This is a genomic window from Bradyrhizobium sp. USDA 4452 (assembly GCF_054063575.1).
Genome location: NZ_JBSSGK010000001.1, coordinates 2,003,066 through 2,028,168, shown reverse-complemented (window position 1 = coordinate 2,028,168; position 25,103 = coordinate 2,003,066). Strand labels below are relative to the sequence as shown.

Below are 25,103 nucleotides of genomic sequence, written 5' to 3'. Positions count from 1 at the left end.
GCGATGTATGTAGCTGTCAAGGGAGGCGAGCGCGCCATCGAGAACGCTCATCGGCTGCTCGCGCATGAGCGGCGCGGCGATCGCGATGTCGCCGAGGTGACGCTGGCGCAGATCTCCGAACAGCTCGCGCTCGGGGTCGACCGGGTGATGACCGAAGGCTCGCTCTATGATCGCGAGCTCGCGGCGCTCGCGATCAAGCAGGCGCGCGGCGACATGATCGAAGCGATCTTCCTGGTTCGCGCCTTCCGCGCCACGCTGCCGCGCTTCGGCGCCACCGAGCCTGTCAATACCGGCGAGATGCAGGTGCGGCGGCGCATCTCCTCGACCTTCAAGGATGTTCCGGGCGGCCAGATCCTGGGGCCGACCTTTGACTACACCCATCGCCTGCTCGATCCGCAGCTCGCGGAAGGCTTTGTGCCGGAGCAGCCGGCGATCGCGGAGGCCTCGCAGGCGGCGACGCCGCGGGTCACCGACATTCTCGGCCGCGATGGTTTGATCGAACCGTCACCGCAGGCAGATGGCGACGCGCCGGTCGGCGACCTCACGCGCGAACCGCTGAGCTTTCCGGCCGATCGCGATCTGCGGCTGCAGAATCTGGCGCGTGGCGACGAGGGTTTTCTGCTCGCGCTCGGCTATTCGACGCAGCGCGGCTATGGCCGCAACCATCCCTTCGCCGGCGAGATCCGCTTCGGCGAGGTCGAGGTCGAGTTCTTTGCCGAGGATGTCGGCTTCGCCGTGCCGCTCGGCTCGATCGAGCTGACCGAGTGCCAGATGGTCAACCAGTTCAAGGGCTCGACATCAGAGGCGCCGTGCTTCACCCGCGGCTATGGCCTTGCCTTCGGCCAGAGCGAGCGCAAGACCATGTCGATGGCGCTGGTCGACCGTGCGCTGCGTGCGGGCGAACTCGGCGAGGAGGTCGGCGCGCCGGCGCAGGACGAGGAATTCGTGATGTCGCACTCCGACAATGTCCAGTCGACCGGCTTCGTCGAGCATCTCAAGCTGCCGCACTACGTCGACTTCCAGTCCGAGCTCGGCCTGCTCCGCAAGTTGCGGCAGGAGTTCGCGGAGGCCAACGAGGCCGTTGAAATGCAGGAGGCCGCGGAATGAATGCGCCGACATACAATTTCGCCTATCTCGACGAGCAGACCAAGCGGATGATCCGCCGCGCCATCCTGAAGGCGATCGCGATCCCCGGCTATCAGGTGCCGTTCGCGAGCCGCGAGATGCCGATGCCCTATGGCTGGGGCACCGGCGGCGTGCAGGTGACGGCGGCGATCCTCGGTCCCGACGACGTGCTGAAGGTGATCGACCAGGGCTCGGACGACACCACCAACGCGATCTCGATCCGAAAATTCTTCGGCAAGACCGCGGGCGTCGCGACCACGACCTCGACGATGGACGCGACCGTGATCCAGACCCGGCACCGGATTCCCGAGGCGTCACTGCACGCCGGACAGGTACTGGTCTATCAGGTGCCGATCCCCGAGCCGCTGCGTTTCCTGGAGCCGCGCGAGACCGAGACGCGGCGCATGCACGCGCTCGCCGAATACGGGCTGATGCACGTCAAGCTTTACGAGGACATCGCGCGCTTCGGCCACATCGCGACCGCCTACGCCTATCCGGTGAAGGTGAACGCGCGCTACGTGATGGACCCGTCGCCGACGCCGAAATTCGACAATCCGAAGATGGACAATTGCGCGGCGCTGCAGCTGTTCGGCGCCGGCCGGGAGAAGCGCATCTATGCGATCCCGCCCTACACGACGGTGGTGTCACTGGATTTCGAGGATCACCCGTTCACGCGCTACCGCTTCAACGCGCCCTGCGCGCTGTGCGGCGCGGACAATTCCTATCTCGACGAGATCGTCACCGACGACAGAGGCGGGCGGATGTTCGTCTGCTCCGACACCGACTTCTGCGAGCAGCGCCAGGCCGCCGGCCATCACGGCACCGAGAGCGCGGCGCCGCACAAGGAGAAGGCGCATGTCTGAGCTGGCAAACTTCGACGACGATCAGCCACTGCTGGTGGCCGAAGGGCTCGGCAAGAATTACGGCCGGCTTGCGGCCTGCCGCGACGTTTCGTTCGCGCTCTATCCCGGTGAGGTGCTGGCGATCGTCGGCGAGTCCGGGTCGGGCAAGTCGACGCTGCTGCAGCTGCTCTCGGCGCAGCTTACGCCGAGCGCGGGACGGGTATCCTACCGGATGCGCGACGGCGTGCTGCGCGATCTCGCCGAACTCGGCGAGGCGGAGCGGCGCTTCCTGTTCCGCACCGACTGGGGCTTCGTGCATCAGGACCCGGCGCAGGGCCTGCGCATGGGCGTCTCGGCCGGCGCCAATGTCGGCGAGCGGCTGATGGCTGTGGGGTGGAATCACTACGGCCGGATCCGCGATACCGCATCGACCTGGCTGGATCGGGTCGAGATCGATATCGGCCGCATCGACGATGCGCCGAAGACCTATTCGGGCGGCATGCGGCAGCGGCTGCAGATCGCGCGCAACCTCGTCACCGAGCCGCGGCTGGTGTTCATGGACGAACCGACCGGCGGCCTCGACGTCTCGGTGCAGGCGCGCCTGCTGGATCTGATGCGCAACCTGGTCGGCGAGCTTGGTCTTGCCGCCATCGTCGTGACCCATGATCTCGCGGTCGCGCGCCTGCTGTCGCATCGCGTGATGGTCATGAAGGGTGGCCGCGTCATCGAGACTGGACTCACCGACCAGGTGCTCGACGATCCCCGCGAGCCCTATACCCAGCTGCTCGTTTCCTCGATACTTCCGCCATGAGCTTGCCAATGACCGCGATGATCGAACTTGCCAACGCCGAGAAGACCTTCACCATGCATCTGCAGGGCGGCGTAGAGCTGCCCGTGGTGCGCGGCGTCTCGTTCCACGTCGAGCCGGGCGAATGCGTAGTGCTGTCGGGCCCGTCGGGCGCCGGAAAATCCTCGATCCTGAAGATGATTTTCGGCAATTACCGCTGCGACAGCGGCCGGATCGGCATCCGTCACCAGGGCAAGGTCGTCGATCTCGCGACCGCCGAGCCGCGCCAGGTGCTGAGCATCCGCCGCTCGACCATCGGCTATGTCAGTCAGTTCCTGCGCGCGGTGCCGCGGGTCGCGACCATCGACGTCGTCGCCGAGCCGCTGATCGTCAACGGTGTGGCGCGCGAGGAAGCCCGCGAGCGCGCCGGCAGACTACTGCGCCGGCTCAACATTCCGGAGCGGCTTTGGACCTTGCCGCCCTCGACCTTCTCCGGCGGCGAGCAGCAGCGCGTCAATATCGCGCGCGGGTTCATCTCCGACCTGCCGATTCTGCTGCTCGACGAGCCGACCGCTTCGCTCGATGCGGCGAATCGCGCAGTGGTGGTCGAGCTGATTGCGGAGAAAAAGACCAAGGGCGTCGCGATGGTCGCGATTGTCCATGACGACGAAATCCGTCATCTGATCGCCGACCGCATCGTCGACGTGACCTCGTTCGCCGCTGCCGCCTGAAGGACCGTTTGAAATGACCGCCAAGCAAGACACCATCATCGGCAACGCCCGGCTGGTCCTCGCCGATCGCGTGATCGATCAGGGCTGGGTTGCGATATCGGACGGCAGGATCGCGGAGTTCGGCGAGGGCAGGGCGCCCGCGGCCGCCGAGGATGCTGCCGGCGATCTGCTGATGCCCGGGCTGATCGAGCTGCACACCGACCATCTCGAGATGCACTACGTGCCGCGGCCGAAGGTGTTCTGGAATCCGGTCGCGGCCGTGATCTCCTATGACGGGCAGCTCGCGACCTCGGGCATCACCACCGTTTTGGACTCATTGCGGGTCTGGCGCGAGGACGGCGCGGAGGATGTCGACGGCCGCGCCGGCATATTGGCGGCGGCGATCTCGGCCGCGCGCGAGGAGAATCTGCTGCGCGCCGATCACTTCCTGCATCTGCGCTGCGAAGTGCCGATGCCTGATGTCGTCGCCGAGGCCAAGGAGCTGATCGACCGGCCCGACGTGCGGCTGATGTCGCTGATGGATCATACGCCGGGCCAGCGCCAGTTCCGCGACGAGGTCAAGCTGCGCGACTACTACCGCGGCAAGGGCGGCGGCATGACCGACGCCCAGCTCGACGTGCTGTTCGCGCGGCGCTTCGCCTATCAGAAGGAATATGCCGTCGCCAACACCCGCGCGATCGTCGCGCTGGCGCATGAGTACAGGATTCCGCTGGCGAGCCATGACGACACCACGGATGAAAACGTGGTCGACGCCGTCAACGACAAGGTCGCGGTCGCGGAATTCCCGACCACGATGGAAGCGGCGCGCGGGCTGCACGCTGCCGGCATCGACATCCTGATGGGCGCGCCGAACGTGGTGCGCGGCGGCTCACATTCCGGCAACATCGCCGCCGTCGATCTTGCCAATGAGGGCATGCTCGATATCCTGTCGTCGGACTACATCCCCTCCAGCCTGCTGATGGCGGCGCTGCAGCTGCCGCGGCATGTGCCGGCGATCGATCTCGCCTCCGCCGTCCGCACCGTGACCAAGACGCCGGCCGAGGCGGTCGGCCTCACCGATCGCGGCGAGATCGCGGTCGGCCGGCGTGCCGATCTGATCCGCGTCCACGTCGCGCGCGACCTGCCGGTCGTGCGCAGCGTCTGGCGCGAAGGGGGGAGGGTCGCGTGACCGACACGCCGGTCATCGCCGGGCCGCGCACAGCGATCGGTCCTGGCCGGTTGATCCTGGTGGTCGGCCCGAGCGGCGCCGGCAAGGATACGCTGCTGGGGCTCGCGAAGGCGGCCTGCGCAGGTGACCGTGACATCGTGTTTTCCCGCCGCCTGATCACGCGCCAGGCCTCGGCGTCGGAGGACAATGAAGAGGTCGGTGCGGAAGCCTTCCAGCGCGCGATCGCCGCCGGCGACTACGCCATGCATTGGGAAGCGCACGGCCATCGCTATGCGTTGTCGCGGGCGATCAACGACGAAATCCGTGCCGGGCGCACCGTGATCGCGAACGTTTCGCGCATGGTGATCGCGGCAGCGCGCCGCAACTATGCCAACGCGGTCGTAGTGTCGGTCACGGCGCCGCCGGACGTGCTCGCGGCGCGGCTGGCGGCGCGGGCGCGCAGCAGCGACGGCCTGCTCGCGCAGCGGCTGGCGCGCACCGTGGACGAGAGCACATCGACGCCCGATTTCACCATCGTCAATTCCGGCACCGCCGAGTATCACGCGCGACAGCTTGTCCGCATCATCAAGGGCGAACGCTGGGACGGCTAGCAAGAGACGATCAACCACAGAGGAGAACAGCACGAATGTCGGTGATTTCCACGATCGAGCAGCTTGAGGCGATCTACGGCTTCCCGAACGACGCATCGACCGTGAAGGTCGCCGATCACGTGACGCCGCTCTATCGTGTGCTCATCGAGAAGTCGCCATTCGTGTCGCTTGCGACCTCGGGCCCGGAAGGGCTCGATTGCTCGCCGCGCGGCGACCTGCCGGGCTTCGTGCGCATCCATGATGCGAAGACGCTGATGATGCCGGATCGCCGCGGCAACAATCGTTGCGATTCGCTGCGCAACATCGTCCGCGATCCTCGCGTCGGGCTGCTGTTCCTGATCCCAGGCTCGGGCAGCACGCTACGCGTCAACGGCCGCGCCTATGTCACGGCCGAGCCGGAGCTGCTGGCTTCGTTCGAGATGGAGGGCAAGGCACCGCGCACGGTGATCGTGATGAATGTGGATGAAATCTATTTCCAGTGCGCCCGCGCGATCGTGCGCTCCGACCTCTGGAACCCGGACAAGCGGATCGACCCGAAGGCCCTGCCAACGCCCGGTCAGATCCTTGCCGAGATGAGCGAGCACACGGTTGGCGGCGAGAAATACGATCGCGAATGGCCGGAACGCGCGCGGCAGACGATGTGGTGATCCGCGCAGATGGCTGGGGAACGAACTAGGCGCCAGCCCGGTCTTCCCAGTCCTCCCAGGTCACGTCGTCATTGATCTCGAGGTAGCGCGCAACGGCAACGCCGATGGTTGGGAAGAAGTTGTTCTCGCCGAGCTGCGCCAGCAGGCCGAATTTCTTCAGCTTGTCCTTGACGGGGTCCTTGAGCTCGGCGAAGCACAGCTCGATCTTCTGTGCGTGCAACGCCTCGTCGAGCTCGGCGAGAATGTCACCGGCGGTCACGTCGACGCTGGTGACAGGTTCGGCCGCGACCACCAGCCAGCGCACCGGCGTCGGGGATTTCGCCACAGCATCCAGCGCGCGCTCCTTGAAGAACTCGGCATTGGCAAAGAACAGCGGCGCATCCCACCGGAACAGCACCAGCCCGGGGATCTGGCGCGCATCCGGGTATCGCGTGATGTCGTGATAGCCCTTCACGCCAGAGGCGCGGCCCAGCACGGCGGAATGCGGCCGCCAGCCGTCCCACAGGAACTCGACGATGGCGAGCACGATGGCGAGGCCTATTCCGGGAATCACGCCTAGCACGGCCACGCCGACAAAGCAGACCATCGATAGCCAGAACTCCCACTGCTGAATGCGGTAGATCCGCATGAGGTCGCTGATCTCGAACAGGCCGAGCGCGGCCGCGATCACGACGGCGGCCAGCGCGGCGTTGGGCAGGTGCTGGAGCAGGTTCGGCGCCATCAGCAGCAGAAAGGCGATGGCGAGCGCGCCGATGACGCTGGTCAATTGGGTGCGCGCGCCCCGCAGCTTCAGCGACGGGCGTGCGTGAGCTGCTGCTGCTGATCGGAAAGCCCTGAAAGAATCCGGCGGCCAGATTGGCAGCGCCGAGCCCCACCATCTCCTGGTTGGGATCGACGCGATCGCCCAATCTTGCCGCGTAGGACCGCGAGAGCACACTGGTGTCGGCGAATGAAACCAGCGCGACGGCGCAAGCGCCGATCAGCACCTGCGCGATATCGCCATAGCCGATCCGGGGAATGGCGAAACCCGGCAGGCCTTGGGGAAGCTGGCCCAGAACCTTCACGCCATAGCGCGCCCCGAGACCGAGCACACCGGTGACGACCGTCGCCGCAACAACGGCAATCAGAATGCTCGGCAACCGCTTTTTGCGCGCGAGCAGCAGGATCGCCGCCAACGTCGCAAGGCCGATCGCGAGCGTGACCCAATTTGTCTCTCCGTCAAGGATCGCGCCGACGATCGCCCAGAGGCTGCGCAGCGGTCCATCACCGTCGATGGAGAACCCGAACAGCTTCGGCAGCTGGCTGATCAGAACGGTCAAGGCGATTCCGTTCATGTAGCCGTAGCGGATCGGCTTGGAGAGAAGCTCGGTCAGGAATCCCAACCGCGCGATGCCGGCTGCGATGCAAATCGTTCCGGAGACGACCGCCATCATGGCGGCCAAGGTTACCGCGCGCATCGGATCGCCGCCCGATAGCGGAGCGACGACGCCAAGGATAACGGCTGCAAGCGCCGAGTCCGGTCCCAGGACGAGGATGCGGCTCGGCCCGAACAAGGCATAGGCGAGGAGCGGGATGATCGTCGCATAAAGTCCGTAGATGCCGGGCAAGCCCGACGCTTCCGCATAGGCGATGCCGACCGGCACCAGCATGGTCGCGAGCACAAGCCCGGCGAAGATGTCGTGTGGAAGCCAAGCCCCCTGATATCGACGGAGGGTGTTGAGACCTGGCAGCCAGCCGGTTAATTGATTCATCGCCGGTCACTCCCAACCCCGTTGCAGCTCGCATGCGCTTGGCGTGAACCGCTCTACCCCTTCGTCTGCTCCTCAAACGCCTTCAGCGACACCGCCGCGATCTCGCGCAGCGTCTCGCGGTTAGCACCCGAGGAGGCCATCACGCACATGCCTGATGTCACCGCGGAGAGATAACGGGCAAGCATGGCCGGATCGGCGTTGTCGCCGAGGTCGCGTTCGGCCTTGGCGCGGACAAAGCGTTCGCGCAACTGGTCCTCGGTGCGGGTGCGGCGCGCCGCCAGTTCGAATGGAACGTTTTCCGAGCCGGTGCCGCAGGCAAGGCCGCCCTGGACCAGCAGACAGCCGGGCGGGTTGGCGGGATCGGTCTGGGCGTCCGCGTGCTCCATCAGAAATCGTTCGGCCACCTTGCGCGCGGTGGAGGCGCCCAGAACCTTTTCCATCCAGGCGTCGCGCTTTTCGGTGTAGCGGTCGAGCGCGGCCTTCAGCAGGCCTTCCTTGCTGCCGAAGGCGGCATAAAGGCTGGGCGGATTGATGCTCATCGCCTCGGTGAGCTGCGCGATCGTGGCGCCTTCGTAACCGTGGCGCCAGAATACGTCCATGGCCCGGTCCAAAGCGGCGTCCGCGTCGAAGGCGCGGGGGCGTCCCATTCCCATTTTTCGTTGCTCCGTAAGCCGGGTGCCGTTTCTGTGACGAATTGTCCCTGGCTTATCCTCTTGTTGCACGTGATGTTTTTCCGCGTCTTCCCACTTCCCCACGGATGAGATAATAAATTCATAGTGCTCGATACATAAGTATCTTGCGAACCGGCGTCCAGCTCCACATTTGTAGCGAACACTACAGATATCTGGAGCGCGTAAATGCCTTCGTCAATCCAAAACCCCCCTTCCGGCCGTTTCCGGCGCATCGTCGGCGGTGTCGTGATCCTTGGTGCCCTCGCGGTGGCCGGTTCGATCGCGACCGGCCATTATTTCCATGCCGCACAGGCGACCGCGTCAGCTGCCGCCCCTGAACCGGCGGTGCCGGTGACCGTCGCCGTGATCCAGCCGCGCCCGACCACCCTGTTCGATGACTTCTCGGGCCGGCTCGAGGCCGTCGATCGCGTCCAGCTCCGGCCGCGGGTGGCGGGCGCAATCCTTTCGACCAACTTCACCGAGGGCGCGCTGGTGAAGTCCGGCGACATCCTGTTCAAGATCGACCCCGCGCCCTACGCGGCCGAGGTCGACCGGGCCCAGGCACAGCTCGAGGCCGCCAAGGCCCGCGTGGTGTTCACCACGAGCGAGGTCGAGCGCGGCGCCCAGCTGGTCGGCAACAACATCGTCACCAAGCGCGATTTCGACCAGCGCGACAACGCCAATCGCGAGGCGATCGCCAACGTCAAGGCTGCCGAAGCCGCGTTGCAGACCGCAAAGCTCAATCTCGACTACACCGAAGTCCGCGCACCGGTCGACGGCCGGGTCGGCAGGATCGAGGTCACGGTCGGCAACCTCGTCGCGGCGGGCACCTCGTCGCCCGTCCTGACCTCGCTGGTCTCGGTCAATCCGATCTATGCGAGCTTCGATGCCGATGAGGAAGTCGTGCTGCGCGCGCTGAACTCGATCGCGGATGCCTCCGGCAAGCGCGGCAACCTCGATCAGATCCCGGTCGAGATGGTCACCTCGGGCGGCCTCAGCGCCAAGGGCCACATTCAGCTCATCGACAACCAGGTCAACGGGCAGAGCGGCACCATCCGCGTCCGCGCCGTGTTCAAGAACGAAGACGGCCGGCTGATCCCGGGACAGTTCGCCCGCGTCCGCATGGGCCAACCCAAGCAGCAGACCTTGGTGCTGATCGACGAGCGCGCGGTCGGTACCGACCAGGACAAGAAATTCGTGATGCTGGTCGGCGACGACAGCCGCGCGGTCTATCGCTCCGTCACGCTTGGCGGCGCGGTCGATGGCCTGCGGATCGTCACCGCCGGCCTGAAATCCGGCGACCGCATCGTCGTCAACGGCCTGCAGCGCGTGCGCCCCGGCGCACTTCTGAAGATGGAAGTCGCCGAGATGGGCGCGCGCGGCATGCAGCAGGCATCTACCGAAACCAACCAGCACGTCGTGCAGCGCTAGGCGCTGCACGCGGGGGCGGAGCCATGAATCTCTCCAAATTCTTCATCGACCGGCCGATCTTCGCCGGCGTGCTATCGATCCTGATCTTCCTGGCCGGCCTGATCTCGCTGGTGGCGATGCCGATCTCGGAATATCCCGATGTGGTGCCGCCGTCGGTCGTGGTGCGCGCGACCTATCCCGGCGCCAATCCGAAGGTGATCGCCGAGACGGTGGCAACGCCGATCGAGGAGCAGATCAACGGCGTCGAGGGCATGCTCTACATGTCGAGCCAAGCGACCACCGACGGCGCGATGACGCTGACGGTGACGTTCCGGCTCGGCACCGACCCCGACAAGGCAACGCAGCTTGTGCAGAACCGCGTGCAGCAGGCCGAGCCGCGCCTGCCGGCCGTGGTGCGCCAGCTCGGCATCATCACCAAGAAGAGCTCGCCCGACCTCACCATGGTCGTGCATCTGCTGTCGCCGAATAACCGCTACGACATGACGTATCTGCGCAACTATGCAGTGCTCAACGTCAAGGACCGGCTGGCGCGGATCGACGGTGTCGGCGACGTCCAGCTCTATGGCGCCGGCGACTATTCGATGCGGGTCTGGGTCGATCCGCAGAAGGCCGCCGAGCATTCGCTGACCGCGAGCGACGTGGTGCGCGCGATCCAGGCCCAGAACGTCGAGGCCGCGGCCGGCGTGGTCGGCTCCTCGCCGAGCGTCAGGGGCCTCGACCTCCAGCTCTCCGTCAATGCCGAGGGCCGGCTGTCGACCGAGGAGCAGTTCGGCGACATCGTGGTGAAGACCGGCTCTAGCGGCGAAGTGGTGCGGCTGCGCGACGTCGCGCGGATCGAGCTCGGCGCCTCCGAATACGGCCTGCGCTCGCTGCTCGACAACAAGCAGGCGGTCGCCATCCCGATCTTCCAGGCCCCGGGCTCCAATGCGCTCGAGATCTCAGACCATGTCCGCGCGACGATGGCCGAGATCAAGAAGAACATGCCGGAAGGCGTGTCGTACCAGATCGTCTACGACCCCACGCAATTCGTGCGCTCCTCGATCGAGGCCGTCATCCACACACTGCTCGAGGCCATCGCGCTCGTCGTGCTGGTCGTGATCCTGTTCCTGCAGACCTGGCGTGCGTCGATCATTCCGCTGATCGCGGTGCCGGTGTCGATCGTCGGCACCTTCGCGGTGATGCATGTGTTCGGCTTCTCGATCAATGCGCTCAGCCTGTTCGGCCTGGTGCTGGCGATCGGCATCGTGGTCGACGACGCCATCGTCGTGGTCGAGAACGTCGAGCGCAACATCGAATCCGGCCTGTCGCCACGCGACGCCACCAACCAGGCGATGCGGGAAGTGTCCGGCCCGATCATCGCGATCGCGCTGGTCCTGATCGCGGTGTTCGTGCCGCTCGCCTTCATCTCCGGTCTCACCGGACAGTTCTACAAGCAGTTCGCGCTGACCATCGCGATCTCGACCGTGATCTCGGCGATCAACTCGCTGACGCTGTCGCCGGCGCTGTCGGCGCTGCTGCTGAAGGGCCATCACGAGCCAAAGGACTGGCTGACCCGGATCATGGAGCGGTCGCTCGGCTGGTTCTTCCGCGGCTTCAACAAGGTTTTCACGAAGTCGTCGGAAAACTACGGCCGCACCGTCACCAAGGTGATCTACGGCAAGGCCGTGGTGATCGGACTCTATGTGCTGCTGATCGGCTTGACCGGCGTGCTGTTCAAGCAGGTGCCGAGCGGCTTCGTGCCGGGCCAGGACAAGCAGTATCTGGTCGGCTTTGCCCGGCTGCCCGACGGCGCCACGCTCGACCGCACCGAGGAAGTGATCCGCAAGATGAGCGACATTGCGCTCACGCAGCCGGGTGTCGAGAGCTCGGTGGCGTTTCCCGGCCTGTCGATCTCCGGCTTCACCAACTCGTCGAACGCCGGCATCGTGTTCTCGACGCTGAAGCCGTTCGAGGAGCGCAAGGATCCGTCGCTCAGCGGTCCGGCGATCGCGATGGCGCTGAACAAGAAATATGCCGGGATCCAGGATGCCTTCATCGCCATGTTCCCGCCGCCGCCGGTCAACGGCCTCGGCACGATCGGCGGCTTCAAGCTGCAGATCGAGGACCGCGCCGGCCTCGGCTACGAGGCGCTGAACGACGCGACCAAGGCGTTCATGGCGGCGATGCAGAAGGCGCCGGAGATCGCCGGCGTGTTCTCGAGCTTCCAGGTCAACGTGCCGCAGCTGTTCGCCGACATCGACCGCACCAAGGCGTTGCAGCTCGGCGTGCCGGTCACGGAGGTCTTCAACACGCTGCAGATCTATCTCGGCTCCTACTACGTCAACGACTTCAATAAATTCGGCCGCACCTATTCGGTCTATGTGCAGGCGGACGCGCCCTTCCGCGCGCGCGCCGATGACATCAGGCAGTTGAAGGTGCGTTCGTCGTCGGGCGACATGGTGCCGCTGTCGGCGCTGCTGAAAGTCCGCCAGAGCGCGGGTCCGGAACGCGCCATCCGCTATAACGGCTTCCTGTCGTCGGACATCAATGCCGCCGCGGCGCCCGGCTATTCCTCCGGCCAGGCGCAGGAGGCAGCCACCCGGATCGCCGCCGAAACGCTGCCGCCGGGCTTCGCCTTCGAATGGACCGACCTGACCTATCAGGAGTTCATTGCCGGCAATTCCGGAATCTGGGTGTTTCCGCTCGCGATCCTGCTGGTGTTCCTGGTGCTCGCCGCGCTCTATGAGAGCCTGGCGCTGCCGCTCTCGATCATCATGATCGTGCCGATGGGCCTGTTGGCGGCGATGTTCGGCGTCTGGCTGTCCAAGGGCGACAACAACGTCTTCACCCAGATCGGCCTGATCGTGCTGGTCGGATTGTCGGCCAAGAACGCCATCCTGATCGTCGAGTTCGCGCGTGAGCTCGAATTCGCCGGGCGCTCGCCGATCCGCGCCGCGATCGAGGCGAGCCGCTTAAGGCTGCGTCCGATCCTGATGACGTCGATGGCGTTCATCATGGGCGTGCTGCCGCTGGTGCTGTCGACCGGCGCGGGCTCGGAGATGCGGCGCGCGATGGGCGTCGCGGTGTTCTCCGGCATGATCGGCGTCACGGTGTTCGGCCTGTTCCTGACGCCGGTGTTCTATGTACTGCTGCGCACCGTCACCGGGATGAAGCCGCTGACCCAGCACGGCGAGGCGACCATTCCCGGAAAAGCACACGCGGCATGATGCCGCGTGTGCAGGGCGTTCTCGATCGAAATGGATACCGGTTCGGGTAAAGAAAACGCGTCAAAACAAGAAACGAGAGCTTCGGTTTCGATCTATTCAAAACTGAAGCTCTCGTTGGTGTCAGTTGGCGGGAATCAGGCCGCGATATCCAGCAGCAGGAGTGACGAGCCGCGGACCAGCACCTTGCGGCCTGCGGGCGTCAGTTCAAACGACTCGCCGCGCACGGCGACATAGCCGAGCGTGATCAGGCTTTCGACGGCGAACCGGTTCAGCCGTGAAGGGTTTGCTGCGGGAGCCCGCAACGCTTTCAATGCATCCCACTGATCTGGTCTGAGTTCGAATTCTTCGCTCATCGGTCTAGTCGCTCCAATAGACTTGGGCTGCCAGATACCGGGCGCAGATGAATTTCGTGCGACCATAACGAGTCAGGATTTCGATTTATGTGGAAGCGTCGTCACATCGCCGTGTCATTGGAATACTTCAATTTTTTTCGAATCATTGCGCTGCACAACACATGACATCGTCACAGTGATTAACCGCAAATGATTACATAGGTTAACGCCTGGGGTTAATTGGGTTGTTGGCCGTACCGATTAACCGCGCCGCACACTCGCGCCGCCGTCGACCGGCAACGTCACACCGGTGATGAAATTCGCCTCGTCGGAGGCGAGAAACAGCGCAGCGTTGGCGACGTCCCAGCCGGTGCCCATCTTGTGACGCAGCGGCACCTTGCTGTCGCGCTCGGCCTCGACCTCGGCGCGGCTCTTCTTGAATTCGCGCGCGCGTGTGTCCACCGCCATCGGCGTGTTCATCAATCCCGGGAGGATCACGTTGGCGCGAATGCCATATTGCGCATTCTGGTAGGCGAGCTGCTCGGTGAAGGCGATCATCGCCGACTTGGTCGCCTTGTAGGCGACATAGGGATAGGTCGTGATCGCGGCCATCGACGAGATGTTGATGATCGAGCCGCTCTGCTGCTGGCGCATGATCGGGATCACGTGCTTGGCGGCGAGGATGCAGCTCTTCAGGTTGATTGCGACGCAGCGGTCGAACGCCTCCTCGGTGATGTCGAGCAGCTCGGCGTCGCCGCCGGAGAGGCTGACGCCGACATTGTTGTGCAGGATATCGACGCTGCCCCAGCGGCCATGCGCATCCGCCACCATCGCCTTGATGTCGGCATTCCTGGTGACGTCCGCCTTGAAGGCGATCGCCGTGCCGCCCTTGGCCGCGATCAGCTCGACGGTCTCCTGCGCCGATGCCAGATTGTGATCGACGCACAGCACCCTGGCGCCTTCGCGCGCGAAGGTCAGCGCGGTGGCGCGGCCGTTGCCGATGCCCTCGCCGGGGCTCTGGCCGGCGCCGACGACGATGGCGACGCGATCGTTGAGGCGCATGTCACTTCACTCCCGGGATCGGGTACTGCTGCAGTACCTCTCTGTAGCTTGGCTCGTTGTCGATCTGCATGGTGGCGAGCACGCGCACCACGGCGCAGTAGAACGCGATGGTCAGCACCAGGTCGGTCATGTGCTCGTCGGACAGCTCTCGCTTGATCTCGGCGAAGGTCGCCTCCGACATCGCCAGCTCGCGCGCTATCTCGCGGGCCCCCTTGAGGATCGCCTTGGCCAGCGGCTCGAGCTGCGACGGCTCGCCCGCGGTCTCGGCGATCAGGCCCTTGATGTCCGCGTCGGTGACACCGAACTCCTTGCCGATCTTCACATGGTGGGTGAACTCGTATTCCGACTTCTCGAGCCAGCCGACCTGAAGGATCGCAAGCTCGCGCAGCCGCGAATCGAGCTTGCTCTTGAAACGGATATAGCCGCCGATGCCGTTGAAGGCGCGCGCCATGTCCGGCGAGTTCACCAGCAGCTTGTGCAAATTGGTGTTGCGCTTGAGCATGTCGCGATACTCGGGAGCGACCTGATCGGCTTCGAGATAGGGCAGGCGGGCCATTGTTGTTGTCCTTGGTTCGGCGGCTTGCGGGTGAGTTGGCTGTCGCGTCAGCCGTAAAGCGCTTTGTGCTCGCTTTCGTAGTTGGCGTAGGAATCCTTCATGCTGGCGCCGTTCAGCAGCATGGTCGCGACCACGGCGTTGTCGGCATCGAACACGGTCGAGCGCACCCACATGCTCTCGGTACGCTTGCTGCCCGAGAGCGCAACAACCTCGCGCTCGACCCAATAGGTCTCGCCCGGGAACAGTGGCCCGCGCAGCAGGCGGATCTCCTGGTCGGCGAACAGTCCGACGGCCGGACCGCGGACCGGCAGCCGGTCCTCGCGCGCGCGGTACTGGAACAGCACGCTCAGCATCTCCATCGGGATGATGGCGCGGCCCCAGGGATTGTGCTCCAGCGAATAATAGTCCGAAGGCTCGGTGATCACCTTGAGCTTGTCGGCCAGCGAGAACGGATAGAGATCGCCCATGTTCTGGTCGAAATCCATCCTGATCGCCTGCCGCGGCGTCTTCATGCCGATCTTGATGTCGGCGAGGATCACGGGATCGGCCAGCGGCCTCAATTCGCCGAGCCGGCGGCTCAGCGCCGTCTCGCTGCCGTCACCGTCGATCGAGGCGGTGCCGCGCAGGATCTCGGTGCCGTCCCGCTTGATCATCCCGATGGTGCAAACGGTCTGGCCCGGCTTCGGCTTCTCGATCTGGGCCTGCACCTCCTCGCCTTCGAACACCGGATTGCGATAGTGCGCCGACAGGCATCCGGTCATGAACCAGGCCCGGCCCCAGATCCGCTCGCACAGTGGAGCGAACTGGCTGAAATGGTTCGGTCCCTCGATCGTGCCGCCGCGGAAGCCGAGCTTCTGCGCGGTTGCATCGTCGTGGATCGAGGCGTGGGAGTCGTAGGTCTGGGCCTGCAGCATCTGCTTCGGGCTGCGCCAGGGACCCACCAACAAACCGCCGTTCTCCACGATTTCCGTCGTGAACGCGGATTCGACTTTGATCATCCTTGGTCTCCTTTTGCGCGCCACCGTTTCAAAGATGCCGGGCTTCGGCAAGGCCTCGCGCGCTCGGCGGAGATATGTGCTGCGGCCATGGAACGGGGCTGTTCATGCATAACAAAATCAGTGCATGCTGATGCATGATCATTCGGAAGATAATGAGACCGGTTCGGACCGGCGTGACCTGATCGGCGGGGAGCCTGAAACTGATGGCGTTGATGGAAGTTGGACTGGACGACAAGTACCGGTTGGATACCAAACGAATCTTCCTCTCCGGTACCCAGGCTCTGGTCCGATTGCCCATGTTGCAGCGCGAACGCGACCGCGCGCATGGGCTGAACACCGCGGGTTTCATCTCCGGTTACCGCGGCTCGCCGCTCGGCATGTATGACCACGCGCTGTGGCGGGCGAAATCCTTCCTCAAGGAGCATGACATCGCTTTCGTTCCCGGCCTCAACGAGGATCTGGCGGCGACCGCGGTGTGGGGTAGCCAGCAGGTCGGCATGTTCCCCGGCGCCAAGGTCGATGGTGTGTTCGGCATCTGGTACGGCAAGGGCCCCGGCGTCGATCGTTCGCTCGATGCGCTCAAGCACGCCAATTCGGCCGGCACCTCGCCGAATGGCGGCGTGATCGCGCTCGCCGGCGACGACCATGGCTGCCAGTCCTCCACTCTGGCGCATCAGAGCGAGCAGGTGTTCGCCTCGGCGCTGATGCCGGTGGTCAATCCGGCGACGCTGCAGGACTATCTCGACCTCGGCATCCTCGGCTTCGCGCTGTCGCGCTATTCCGGTTGCTGGGTCGGCTTCAAGGCGATCTCGGAGACGGTGGAAAGCTCGGCCTCGATCGTCAGCGATCCCGATCGCATCAAGATCATCATGCCCGACGATTTCGAGATGCCGCCGGGCGGGCTGTCGATCCGCTGGCCGGATCCGCCGCTGGAGGCCGAGCGCCGGTTGCATGGGCCCAAGATGGAGGCGGTCGCGGCGTTCGCCCGCGCCAACCGGTTCGATCGCATCGTGCTGGATTCAAAGCCGGCGCGGCTCGGCATCATGGCGACCGGCAAGGCCTATCTCGATCTGCGCCAGGCACTCGCCGATCTCGGCATCACCGACGCCGATGCGCAGGCGCTGGGCCTGCGCATCTACAAGGTGGCGCTGACCTGGCCGCTGGAAGCGCGCGGCGCGCGGGACTTCGCCGAAGGCCTGCAGGACGTGCTGGTCGTCGAGGAGAAGCGCGGCTTCATCGAGGACCAGCTGGTTCGCATCCTCTACAACATGGATGCCTCGAAGCGTCCATCGGTAGTCGGCAAGCGTGACGAGAGCGGCGCGCCGTTGCTGCCGAGCGAGGGCGAACTGACGCCGACCATGGTGGCGGCCGCGGTGGTCGCACGGCTGCGCAAGCTCGGCCACCACAGCCCGCTGCTGGAGCAGCGGCTGGCCAAACTCGAGGCGCTCGATCGCCCGGCCGAAGGCACTGGCACGGCGAAGCTGCAGCGTACGCCGTATTTCTGCTCGGGCTGCCCGCACAATTCCTCGACCAAGATTCCCGAGGGCAGCCGCGCCATGGCCGGCATCGGCTGTCACGGCATGGCGCTGTCGGTGCCGAACCGCAACACCCAGACCATCTCGCATATGGGCGCCGAGGGCGTGAGCTGGATCGGGCAGGCGCCGTTCACCAGCGAACAGCACGTGTTCCAGAATCTCGGCGACGGCACCTACACGCATTCCGGCCTGCTGGCGCTGCGCGCGGCGGCTGCGGCCGGCGTCAACATCACCTACAAGATCCTCTACAACGACGCGGTGGCGATGACCGGCGGCCAGCCCGCGGAGGGCGGCTTTACGGTGGCGCAGATCGCGCATCAGGTCTGGGCGGAGGGCACCAAGAAGCTTGCGATCGTCTCCGACGATCCCGACAAATATCCCGCCAATTACTTCCCGTCCGGCGCAACCATCCACCATCGCCGCGAGCTCGATGCCGTGCAGCGCACCTTGCGCGAGATCCAGGGCCTCACCGTCCTGATCTACGACCAGACCTGCGCCGCGGAGAAGCGCCGCCGCCGCAAGCGCGGGCTGTTTCCCGATCCGGCCAAGCGCGTCTTCATCAACGAGCGCGTCTGCGAAGGCTGCGGCGACTGCTCGGTGGCGTCGAACTGCGTCTCGGTGCAGCCGCTGGAGACGGAGCTCGGCCGCAAGCGCCGCATCGACCAGTCGAACTGCAACAAGGATTTCTCCTGCATCGAGGGCTTCTGCCCGAGCTTCGTGATGGTGCAGGATCCCAAGCTGCGCAAGGCCGACCGCACCGCCGCCGATCCCAAGGCGCTGTTCGCGGATTTGCCGACGCCGTCCGCGGCTGCGCTCAGCAATCCCTACAACATCCTGATCACGGGCATCGGCGGCACCGGCGTCATCACCATCGGCGCGCTGCTCGGCATGGCCGCGCATGTCGAGGGGCTCGCCTGCTCGACGCTCGACTTCACCGGCCTGTCGCAGAAGAACGGCGCGGTCATGAGCCACGTCCGGCTCGCACCCTCGTCCGACATGCTGACCACGGTCCGCATCGCGCCCGGCAATGCCAATCTGATCCTCGGCTGCGACCTCGTCGTCGCCACCAGCGTGCCGGCGCTGAGCCGCGCCGAGCGCGGCGTCACCCGCGCCGTCGTCAACGCGGACCTGCTGCCAACCGCGAGTTTCGTGATCGATCCGGACATCGACTTTGAAGCCAGTTCGATGCGCGATGCGCTGAACGGCGCGGTCCGGCCCGACGATCTCGACATCCTCGATGCCACCGGGCTTGCCACCGCGCTGATGGGCGACAGCATCGCGACCAACGCCTTCATGCTCGGCTTCGCATTCCAGCGCGGCGCGATCCCGCTGTCGCTCGAGGCCATCCTGAAGGCGATCGAGCTCAACGGCGCCGCGATCGAGATGAACAAGACCGCATTCTCGTGGGGCCGGCTCGCCGCGCATGATCTGCAGCGCGTGGTCAGCGCCGCGCGCTTCAAGAACGCAGGCACCGCACCCGCCAAGAAGACGCTGGACGAAGCGATCGCGTTCCGCGCCAAGTTCCTTACCGACTATCAGGACGCGGCCTACGCCAAGCGCTATCTCGACGACGTCGCGCGCGTCCGCGCAGCCGAAGCCGCAGCAGCGCCGGGCTCGCAGGACCTGACCGAGGCCTTCGCCAAGGGCCTGTTCAAGCTGATGGCCTACAAGGACGAGTACGAGGTCGCGCGGCTCTATTCCGACGGCGAGTTCAGCAAGGCGCTGAGAGAGCAGTTCGAGGGCAATTCCGGCCTGAAGGTGCTGCTGGCGCCGCCGCTGCTGGCGCAGCGCGATCCCGTCACCGGTCGCTTGCAGAAGCGCGAGTTCGGGCCGTGGATCTTCAAGGCGTTCGGCCTGCTGGCCGGGCTGAAGGGCCTGCGCGGCACCGCGTTCGACATTTTCGGCTATACTGCCGAGCGCAAGATGGAGCGCGCGCTGCCGGTGGAGTACTCATCGATGGTCCTGCGTCACCTCGACGGCAAGAAGCCGCTCGATTTGCCGCGGCTGGTGGCGCTGGCGAAGGCAGCGGACCTCGTGCGCGGCTACGGCCACATCAAGGAAGGCAATGTCGCGCGGTTCCGCACCGAATGCGCGCGGCTGGAGCGTGCGATCGGCCAGCCGCTGGCGCAGGCGGCGGAGTAGGGCAGAGGGGTTTCGAGCGACGCCGCTACCGGTTGGCGTGAACGGGGCCGCGGAACTTTCCTCGGCCGCCCTGGTTGACCGATAACCCGCCCGCAACCAGCGGCTGGATTTGCGCGGCCGGGCTCCTACATGATGGCTGTTCCGTTCGAGTAGTTTCAGGAGGCCCTTTTGACGGTCCTGAAAAGCGTTTTTGTTGCAAGTGTTTGTACCGCGTGCCTGGCTTGGGGCGGCGCGGCGATGGCCGACGACCACCGCCCGGGCGAATTCCTCAGCCTCGATCTCTCCCGCGCCGTGCTTTCCCCGAGGCCGCTCGGCCCCCCGGCGCAGTTCGAGCCGGTTCCGGTCGAGGCGAAGGGCGACCATGGCCCCGATCAGCATGCGAATGTCGAGCCGCAGATTGAGGAGCCGAAAGTCGCGCCGAAGAAGCCCGTCCGCACGACCCGGGTAACGCCACAACCTGAGAAGAAGCGCGCGACCGCACACGTGCATGCTCGCGCCAAGCTCGCACGTCGGCACTCGAACCCGCTCGACGCCGAAGCCCGCGACACAAGGATCCAGACCTGGCCCTGCCGCACCGGCGGCATCTGTAACTGGCAGCGGTGAGATCCTCAGGATGACGGGCTTGGCGTTTGAGCGCTCCAGCCGAACAACACGTTCCGATCTCAATCTCCCCCGAGTCACACCGCCGTCGCAAAACCGTCGGCCCAGAGTCAAGAAACCGTAAGGGCGGAGTCAAACGGCGCAGGCAAAACCTTCGTTGCGATTCGACGAAGGTTATTCGATGCCGACAGCGATCTCCGCGAAGAGGCGAGGCCTCACAAGGCGTCAGCTTCTGGTGCGCTCGGCGTCGACGGCCGCGCTGGCAGGACTGGGCGCGCTGGCAAGGCCCTATTTGAGCCGCGCCGCGGACCGGCCCGCGATCGCGGGCATCCAGTCCGGCGACGTTGCCAGCGATTCCGCCGTCATCTGGGCCCGGGCCGATCGCGCCGCGCGGATGCAGATCGAATGCGCCGCGGTCGAGAGCTTTGCTACTATCCTGCGCAGCGTGACCGCCGACGCGCTGGCCGAGCGCGACTTCACCGCAAGGCTGCTGCTCGACGACCTGCCGCCGGGCCAGGACCTGTTCTATCGCGTCCGCTTCGAGGATCGCGACGGCATCGCCGGCGAAAGCCGGGTCGGGCATTTCCGCACCGCGCCGGCCGACCGCCGCTCGGTCTCGTTCGTCTGGTCGGGCGACGTGGTGGGGCAGGGCTGGGGCATCGACCCCGCGCGCGGCGGCCTGCGCAGCTACCGCACCATGCTGAACGAACGCCCGGATTTCTTCATCCATTCCGGCGATCACATCTATGCGGATTGCACGGTGCCGTCGGAGCAGGCGCTGCCGAATGGCGAGGTCTGGCGCAATGTCGTCACGGAGGAGAAATCCGTCGTCGCGCACAGCCTCAAAGAGTTTCGCGGCAACTACAAATACAACTGGCTCGACGAGAATTTCCGCGCCTTCCACGCCGAGGTCCCGATGTTCGCGCAATGGGACGATCACGAGGTGGCCGACGACTGGTCGCCGATCGGCACTGCTGACGCGACCGGCTATGATACGGACGGCACCTCGCGCCTGGTGGCGCGGGCGCGCCGTGCCTTCCATGAATTCATGCCGATGCGGTTGATGCCGGAGCGCGATGGCCGGGTCTATCGCAAGATCGCCTACGGGCCGCTGCTCGACGTCTTCCTCATCGATATGCGCTCGTACCGCGATTCCAGCTGGAACAAGCAGGGCAATCCCGACCAGGCGTTCATCCTCGGCGAGAGCCAACTCGCCTGGCTGAAGCGGGAGCTGGTGGCGTCGGACGCCGTTTGGAAGGTGATCGCGGCGGACCTGCCGATCGGCCTCGTCAGCCTCGATGCGGTGGCGCTCGGCGATGGCCCGCCTGAGCGCCGCGAGCACGAGATCGCCGACTTGCTGTCCTTCATGAAGCGCGCCGGCGTCCGCAACACGCTGTGGCTCACCGCCGACATGCACTACACCGCCGCGCATCATTATGATCCGAACCGGGCGGTGTTCCAGGAGTTCGAGCCGTTCTGGGAGTTCGTCACCGGCCCGCTGCACGCCGGCACCTGGTCGCCGGGCGAGCTGGACAATACCTTTGGCCCGAAGGCGATGTACCAGAAGGGCTGCACGGCCGAGCAGGGCGACAATCTCGCGCCGTGCTTCGGCCTGCAATTCTTTGGCCGCGTCGATATCGACGGCAGGACCGGCGTGATGAAAGTGACGCTGAAAGACGTCGACAACCATGATCTCTGGTCGGTCGACATCGAGCCGCGGCCGGATGCGCGGCCCGGCCAGATCATGGCGGAACATATTTAGGCTCGCATAGGCCGTCGCGACATCTTGATTGCGGGCGCCTTGCCCAACGTGGCGGTTTGCGGGCAGACTGTGCGCCGGCAGTTCTGCCAATTTCATTCCTTACAGACCATTTGCTGGCGTGACGTCGTCGATGACATCGGCGTCCCACGCGTCAGGAGCTATCCATGGACAATCTGCAGACACAGGGCATCAGCCTGCCGCAGCTCGGGCTCGGCACCTTCCGCATGCAGGGCGATGCCTGCCGCGCGGCGGTCGAGAGCGCGCTCGGGCTCGGTTACCGGCATATCGACACCGCCGAGATGTACGGCAATGAGGAGGCGATCGGGGCCGCTATCGCGGACGCCAAGATCGCGCGCAAGGACCTGCATGTGACCACCAAGGTCTGGCACGAGAACCTCGCTCCGGATGCGATCCGGAAAGCGTTCGACGCGAGCCTGAACAAGCTGCGGCTCGATCACGTCGACCTCTATCTGGTGCACTGGCCGTCGCGGAACATGAAGTTGCCGGCCGTGTTCGAGACGCTGATGAAGCTGAAGGAGGAAGGCCGTACCCGCGCGATCGGTGTCGCCAATTTTACTACCGCGCTGCTCAAGACCGTGGTCGAGGACATCAAGGCGCCGATCGCCTGTAACCAGATCGAATACCACGCGATGCTGGACCAGACGGCGGTGCGGAAATATCTCGCGGCAAAATCGATCCCGCTGGTGGCCTATTGCCCGCTGGCGCAGGGCCGTTTCGCGACCGACGAGACGCTGGCGAAAATCGGCAGCAAGCATAATGCAACGGCAGCGCAGGTGGCGCTGAAATGGCTGCTCGACCAGGACGGCGTTGCGGCGATTCCGAAAGCCTCGCGCGCCGAGAGCCAAAAGGCCAATCTCGATGCGCTCAAGGTCAGGCTGGACGATGACGACCGCAAGGCGATCGCCGCGCTGCGCAAGGACATGCGCTGCGTCAATCCGGGCTTTGCTCCGGCGTGGGACTAAATCCCGAGAGCACCTGATCAGGACGAAGAACGAGAAAATGGCTCCGCGAGGAGCCATTTTCCGTTGTGTCGGTCTTTCGTGTCTGCCGATGGTTAATAACGATCGCGCCTGATGACCACTGCGCGGTCATTGTCGTGATGCCAGCCGCGATGCCAGCCATGGTCATGGCGCATCTCGGCGCGCGCGCCCCAGCCATGGTCCCAGTGGTGATGGCCGCGCTTGATCACGACGGTCTCGGCGCTCGCGATCGATGGAACGGCTATCGCAAGCGCACCAATCGCCGCAACAACAAAACCAATCTTTTTCATTTCATCCTCCTCAAATGATGCGAGGAGAAAACCGTGCAGATATCGGAACGTTCCTCAGGAACCGGTGGAGTTTTCTGAACGCTTGTTCAGCAACTGCCGCAGCGCAACGCACGAGTGCGTTCGCTGGGCGACTGAGCAATGAGCGTTATCGCCTCTTTCGGCGGCCTTGCTTAACCACTGCGTCCGACGCATCATCGCGCCACAAAAATCAATGTTCGGGGGGACGTTGTGAGCAAATTTTCACGCCGGGATTTTTTGAAGGGTACGGGATCGGCCGCTGCTGCCGCCATCGCGGGGCCGGCCGCTGCGGCGATGGGACCGGACGACAAGTTCGACCTCGTGATCAGGAACGGCGACGTGATCGATCCCAGCCAGTCGCTGCGCGGCAGGCGCGACATCGGCATTCGCTGGGGCCTGATCGAAGCGATCGAGGACGAGATCCCGGCCGCGCGCGCCGTCAAGACCATCGACGCGTCGGGCAAGCTCGTGATGCCGGGCCTCGTCGATCTGCACTGCCACGTCTACCCGTACGGCTCGGCGATCGGGATTCCCGCCGACGAGCTGGTGCAATTCCAGGGCACCACGACCGTCGTCTCGGCCGGCGATGCCGGCGTCAACAATCTCGCGGCGCTGCGGCGCTTCATCGTGGCGCAGTCGCGGACGCGGATCTTCGCCTTCCTCCATATCGCCAATAACGGCCTGTCGGCCTTCCCGGTGGCCGAGCTCTACAACATCGACAACGCCCAGGTCGAAGCCTGCGCCATGGCGCTGGCCGAAAACCCTGACTTCCTGATCGGGGTCAAGGTGCGGATGTCGGAGAACGTCATCTTCAAGCACGGCATCGAGCCGCTGAAGCGTGGCATCCAGGCCTGCGAGATGTGCGGCTGGCCGGCTCGGATGATGGTGCATATCGGCGGCGTCGAGACCAGGGAGTTGATGTCCGGCATCCTCGATCTGCTGCGGCCGGGCGATATCCTCACCCACGCCTATTCCGGCGCGCCGAACATGTCTGGTGCCTTCACCAACATCGTGCAGGACGGCAAGCTGCTGCCGGCGGCGCTCGCCGCCAAGCAGCGCGGCGTGCTGTTCGATGTCGGCCACGGCGGCGGCAGCTTCGATTTCACGGTGGCCGAGATCGCGATCCCTGCCGGCTGCACCCCCGACACGATCTCCTCCGACATCCACGTCTTCTCCGGCAACTCGCCCGGCATCCCGTTCCTGCCGAACGTGATGAGCAAGTTCCTGGCGATGGGCTCCTCGCTGGATCAGGTGGTGGCGATGGCGACCTCGGTGCCGGCGCGGATCATCAACCGCACCCCGAAAATCGGCACCTTGCAGCGCGGCGCGCCCGGCGATGTCGCGATCATGGACCTGATCGAAGGACCGGTCACCTTCGTCGACACCCGCAACAATAAGCGCGACGGCAATCTGCTGCTGAAGCCGGTGCAGACCGTGGTCAACGGCGTGCCGTTCGGCCGGCCCTATCAGGCGCCGTTTTCGGTACGATAAGTGGCAGGCCCCGCCGGTTTCCTGTCATTGATCCGCGTCAAGGACAGGAAATCCCGCTCGTCGATGATGAGCAATCAAAAGGGGCATGTCGTGACCGGAAATAGTTCCTCCATAGACCGATCGGCACGTTCGTCCAGGCCTGGCGTTGAGTCGTTTTCCGAAAGCGATTTCCTGCGGCAACTGGGCGAGGCCATGCGGGGGGCGCGGGCGAATATCGGCATGACGCGTCGCGAACTGGCCCGCCGATCCGGCGTGTCGCAGCGCTACATTGCTCTCATAGAGGCAGGCAAAGGCAACGTCTCGATCGTGCTGCTGCTGCGCATTCTGAATGCGTTCCGCAGCGACGCCCCCAAGGCGGCCTGACAAG

General features: G+C 65.1%; 21 protein-coding genes and 1 pseudogene. 15 read left to right on the top strand and 7 right to left on the bottom strand.

Annotation, left to right across the window (positions count from 1 at the left end):
- The first annotated feature begins 3 nt into the window (after nt 1-3).
- The 7 genes from ACVISU_RS09585 to ACVISU_RS09555 are packed head-to-tail and all read left to right on the top strand — an operon-like array spanning nt 4 to nt 5,890.
- A complete protein-coding gene (locus ACVISU_RS09585) occupies nt 4-1,107 on the top strand; it encodes a carbon-phosphorus lyase complex subunit PhnI (protein WP_456706769.1) in 1,104 nt (367 codons plus the stop codon).
- Nucleotides 1,104-1,988: an alpha-D-ribose 1-methylphosphonate 5-phosphate C-P-lyase PhnJ gene (locus ACVISU_RS09580; RefSeq protein WP_063695642.1), complete on the top strand. Its 885-nt coding sequence runs from the start codon at nt 1,104-1,106 to the stop codon at nt 1,986-1,988. Before ACVISU_RS09585 ends, ACVISU_RS09580 begins: the two co-directional genes overlap by 4 nt.
- Nucleotides 1,981-2,778 (top strand): phosphonate C-P lyase system protein PhnK, encoded by a 798-nt coding sequence (phnK, locus tag ACVISU_RS09575; protein WP_456706768.1) that lies wholly within the window; start codon nt 1,981-1,983, stop codon nt 2,776-2,778. Before ACVISU_RS09580 ends, phnK begins: the two co-directional genes overlap by 8 nt.
- A gap of 8 nt (nt 2,779-2,786) precedes the next feature.
- Nucleotides 2,787-3,485, top strand: a complete 699-nt coding sequence (gene phnL, locus ACVISU_RS09570) for a phosphonate C-P lyase system protein PhnL (RefSeq protein ID WP_050401486.1) — start codon at nt 2,787-2,789, stop codon at nt 3,483-3,485.
- Nucleotides 3,486-3,498: 13 nt separating this feature from the next.
- Nucleotides 3,499-4,653 (top strand): alpha-D-ribose 1-methylphosphonate 5-triphosphate diphosphatase, encoded by a 1,155-nt coding sequence (locus ACVISU_RS09565; RefSeq protein WP_456706767.1) that lies wholly within the window; start codon nt 3,499-3,501, stop codon nt 4,651-4,653.
- Nucleotides 4,650-5,243, top strand: a complete 594-nt coding sequence (phnN, locus tag ACVISU_RS09560; RefSeq protein ID WP_456706766.1) for a phosphonate metabolism protein/1,5-bisphosphokinase (PRPP-forming) PhnN — start codon at nt 4,650-4,652, stop codon at nt 5,241-5,243. Before ACVISU_RS09565 ends, phnN begins: the two co-directional genes overlap by 4 nt.
- 35 nt (nt 5,244-5,278) lie before the next feature.
- Entirely contained in the window at nt 5,279-5,890 is a 612-nt protein-coding gene (locus tag ACVISU_RS09555; protein WP_456706765.1) for a pyridoxamine 5'-phosphate oxidase family protein, read from the top strand.
- Between the two features lie 25 nt (nt 5,891-5,915).
- Here ACVISU_RS09555 and ACVISU_RS09550 read toward each other — a convergent pair.
- Nucleotides 5,916-7,641, bottom strand: a pseudogene (locus ACVISU_RS09550) (SulP family inorganic anion transporter).
- A gap of 53 nt (nt 7,642-7,694) precedes the next feature.
- Complete coding sequence (locus ACVISU_RS09545; protein WP_050401481.1) at nt 7,695-8,294, bottom strand: TetR/AcrR family transcriptional regulator; 600 nt, start codon at nt 8,292-8,294, stop codon at nt 7,695-7,697.
- Between the two features lie 204 nt (nt 8,295-8,498).
- On the opposite strand from ACVISU_RS09545, the gene ACVISU_RS09540 reads away from it, so the two are divergent.
- Together ACVISU_RS09540 and ACVISU_RS09535 are read left to right on the top strand one after the other, a co-directional pair.
- Complete coding sequence (locus ACVISU_RS09540) at nt 8,499-9,743, top strand: efflux RND transporter periplasmic adaptor subunit (RefSeq protein ID WP_050401480.1); 1,245 nt, start codon at nt 8,499-8,501, stop codon at nt 9,741-9,743.
- Between the two features lie 23 nt (nt 9,744-9,766).
- Nucleotides 9,767-12,949, top strand: a complete 3,183-nt coding sequence (locus ACVISU_RS09535) for an efflux RND transporter permease subunit (protein ID WP_456706764.1) — start codon at nt 9,767-9,769, stop codon at nt 12,947-12,949.
- 134 nt (nt 12,950-13,083) lie between these two features.
- Here the strand turns inward: ACVISU_RS09535 and ACVISU_RS09530 are convergent, their stop codons facing one another.
- From ACVISU_RS09530 to ACVISU_RS09515, 4 genes are all read right to left on the bottom strand, one after another.
- On the bottom strand, nt 13,084-13,302 hold the full coding sequence (locus ACVISU_RS09530; RefSeq protein WP_050401479.1) for a hypothetical protein: 219 nt from the start codon (nt 13,300-13,302) through the stop codon (nt 13,084-13,086).
- A gap of 240 nt (nt 13,303-13,542) precedes the next feature.
- On the bottom strand, nt 13,543-14,343 hold the full coding sequence (locus ACVISU_RS09525) for an SDR family NAD(P)-dependent oxidoreductase (protein WP_456706763.1): 801 nt from the start codon (nt 14,341-14,343) through the stop codon (nt 13,543-13,545).
- Between the two features lies 1 nt (nt 14,344).
- A complete protein-coding gene (locus ACVISU_RS09520; protein ID WP_456706762.1) occupies nt 14,345-14,899 on the bottom strand; it encodes a carboxymuconolactone decarboxylase family protein in 555 nt (184 codons plus the stop codon).
- 47 nt (nt 14,900-14,946) lie between these two features.
- On the bottom strand, nt 14,947-15,897 hold the full coding sequence (locus tag ACVISU_RS09515) for a hypothetical protein (protein WP_456706761.1): 951 nt from the start codon (nt 15,895-15,897) through the stop codon (nt 14,947-14,949).
- 203 nt (nt 15,898-16,100) lie between these two features.
- Here ACVISU_RS09515 and ACVISU_RS09510 point away from each other — a divergent pair, with 203 nt between their 5' ends.
- The 4 genes from ACVISU_RS09510 to ACVISU_RS09495 all read left to right on the top strand — a co-directional run bounded on the left by ACVISU_RS09510 (nt 16,101) and on the right by ACVISU_RS09495 (nt 22,919).
- Nucleotides 16,101-19,574 carry an indolepyruvate ferredoxin oxidoreductase family protein gene (locus ACVISU_RS09510; protein WP_456706760.1) on the top strand — a complete coding sequence of 1,158 codons (3,474 nt, stop codon included), beginning with the start codon at nt 16,101-16,103 and terminating at the stop codon, nt 19,572-19,574.
- A 237-nt stretch (nt 19,575-19,811) separates the two neighbouring features.
- Nucleotides 19,812-20,177, top strand: a complete 366-nt coding sequence (locus tag ACVISU_RS09505) for a hypothetical protein (RefSeq protein WP_456710788.1) — start codon at nt 19,812-19,814, stop codon at nt 20,175-20,177.
- A gap of 178 nt (nt 20,178-20,355) precedes the next feature.
- Nucleotides 20,356-21,936: an alkaline phosphatase D family protein gene (locus ACVISU_RS09500; protein ID WP_456706759.1), complete on the top strand. Its 1,581-nt coding sequence runs from the start codon at nt 20,356-20,358 to the stop codon at nt 21,934-21,936.
- A gap of 164 nt (nt 21,937-22,100) precedes the next feature.
- Nucleotides 22,101-22,919: an aldo/keto reductase gene (locus ACVISU_RS09495; RefSeq protein ID WP_456706758.1), complete on the top strand. Its 819-nt coding sequence runs from the start codon at nt 22,101-22,103 to the stop codon at nt 22,917-22,919.
- Nucleotides 22,920-23,011: 92 nt separating this feature from the next.
- Here ACVISU_RS09495 and ACVISU_RS09490 read toward each other — a convergent pair whose 3' ends face one another.
- Complete coding sequence (locus tag ACVISU_RS09490) at nt 23,012-23,227, bottom strand: hypothetical protein (RefSeq protein ID WP_456706757.1); 216 nt, start codon at nt 23,225-23,227, stop codon at nt 23,012-23,014.
- A 228-nt stretch (nt 23,228-23,455) separates the two neighbouring features.
- On the opposite strand from ACVISU_RS09490, the gene ACVISU_RS09485 reads away from it, so the two are divergent.
- Together ACVISU_RS09485 and ACVISU_RS09480 are read left to right on the top strand one after the other, a co-directional pair.
- Nucleotides 23,456-24,736 carry an amidohydrolase family protein gene (locus ACVISU_RS09485; protein WP_456706756.1) on the top strand — a complete coding sequence of 427 codons (1,281 nt, stop codon included), beginning with the start codon at nt 23,456-23,458 and terminating at the stop codon, nt 24,734-24,736.
- Entirely contained in the window at nt 24,737-25,099 is a 363-nt protein-coding gene (locus ACVISU_RS09480; RefSeq protein ID WP_456706755.1) for a helix-turn-helix domain-containing protein, read from the top strand.
- Nucleotides 25,100-25,103: the final 4 nt, after the last annotated feature.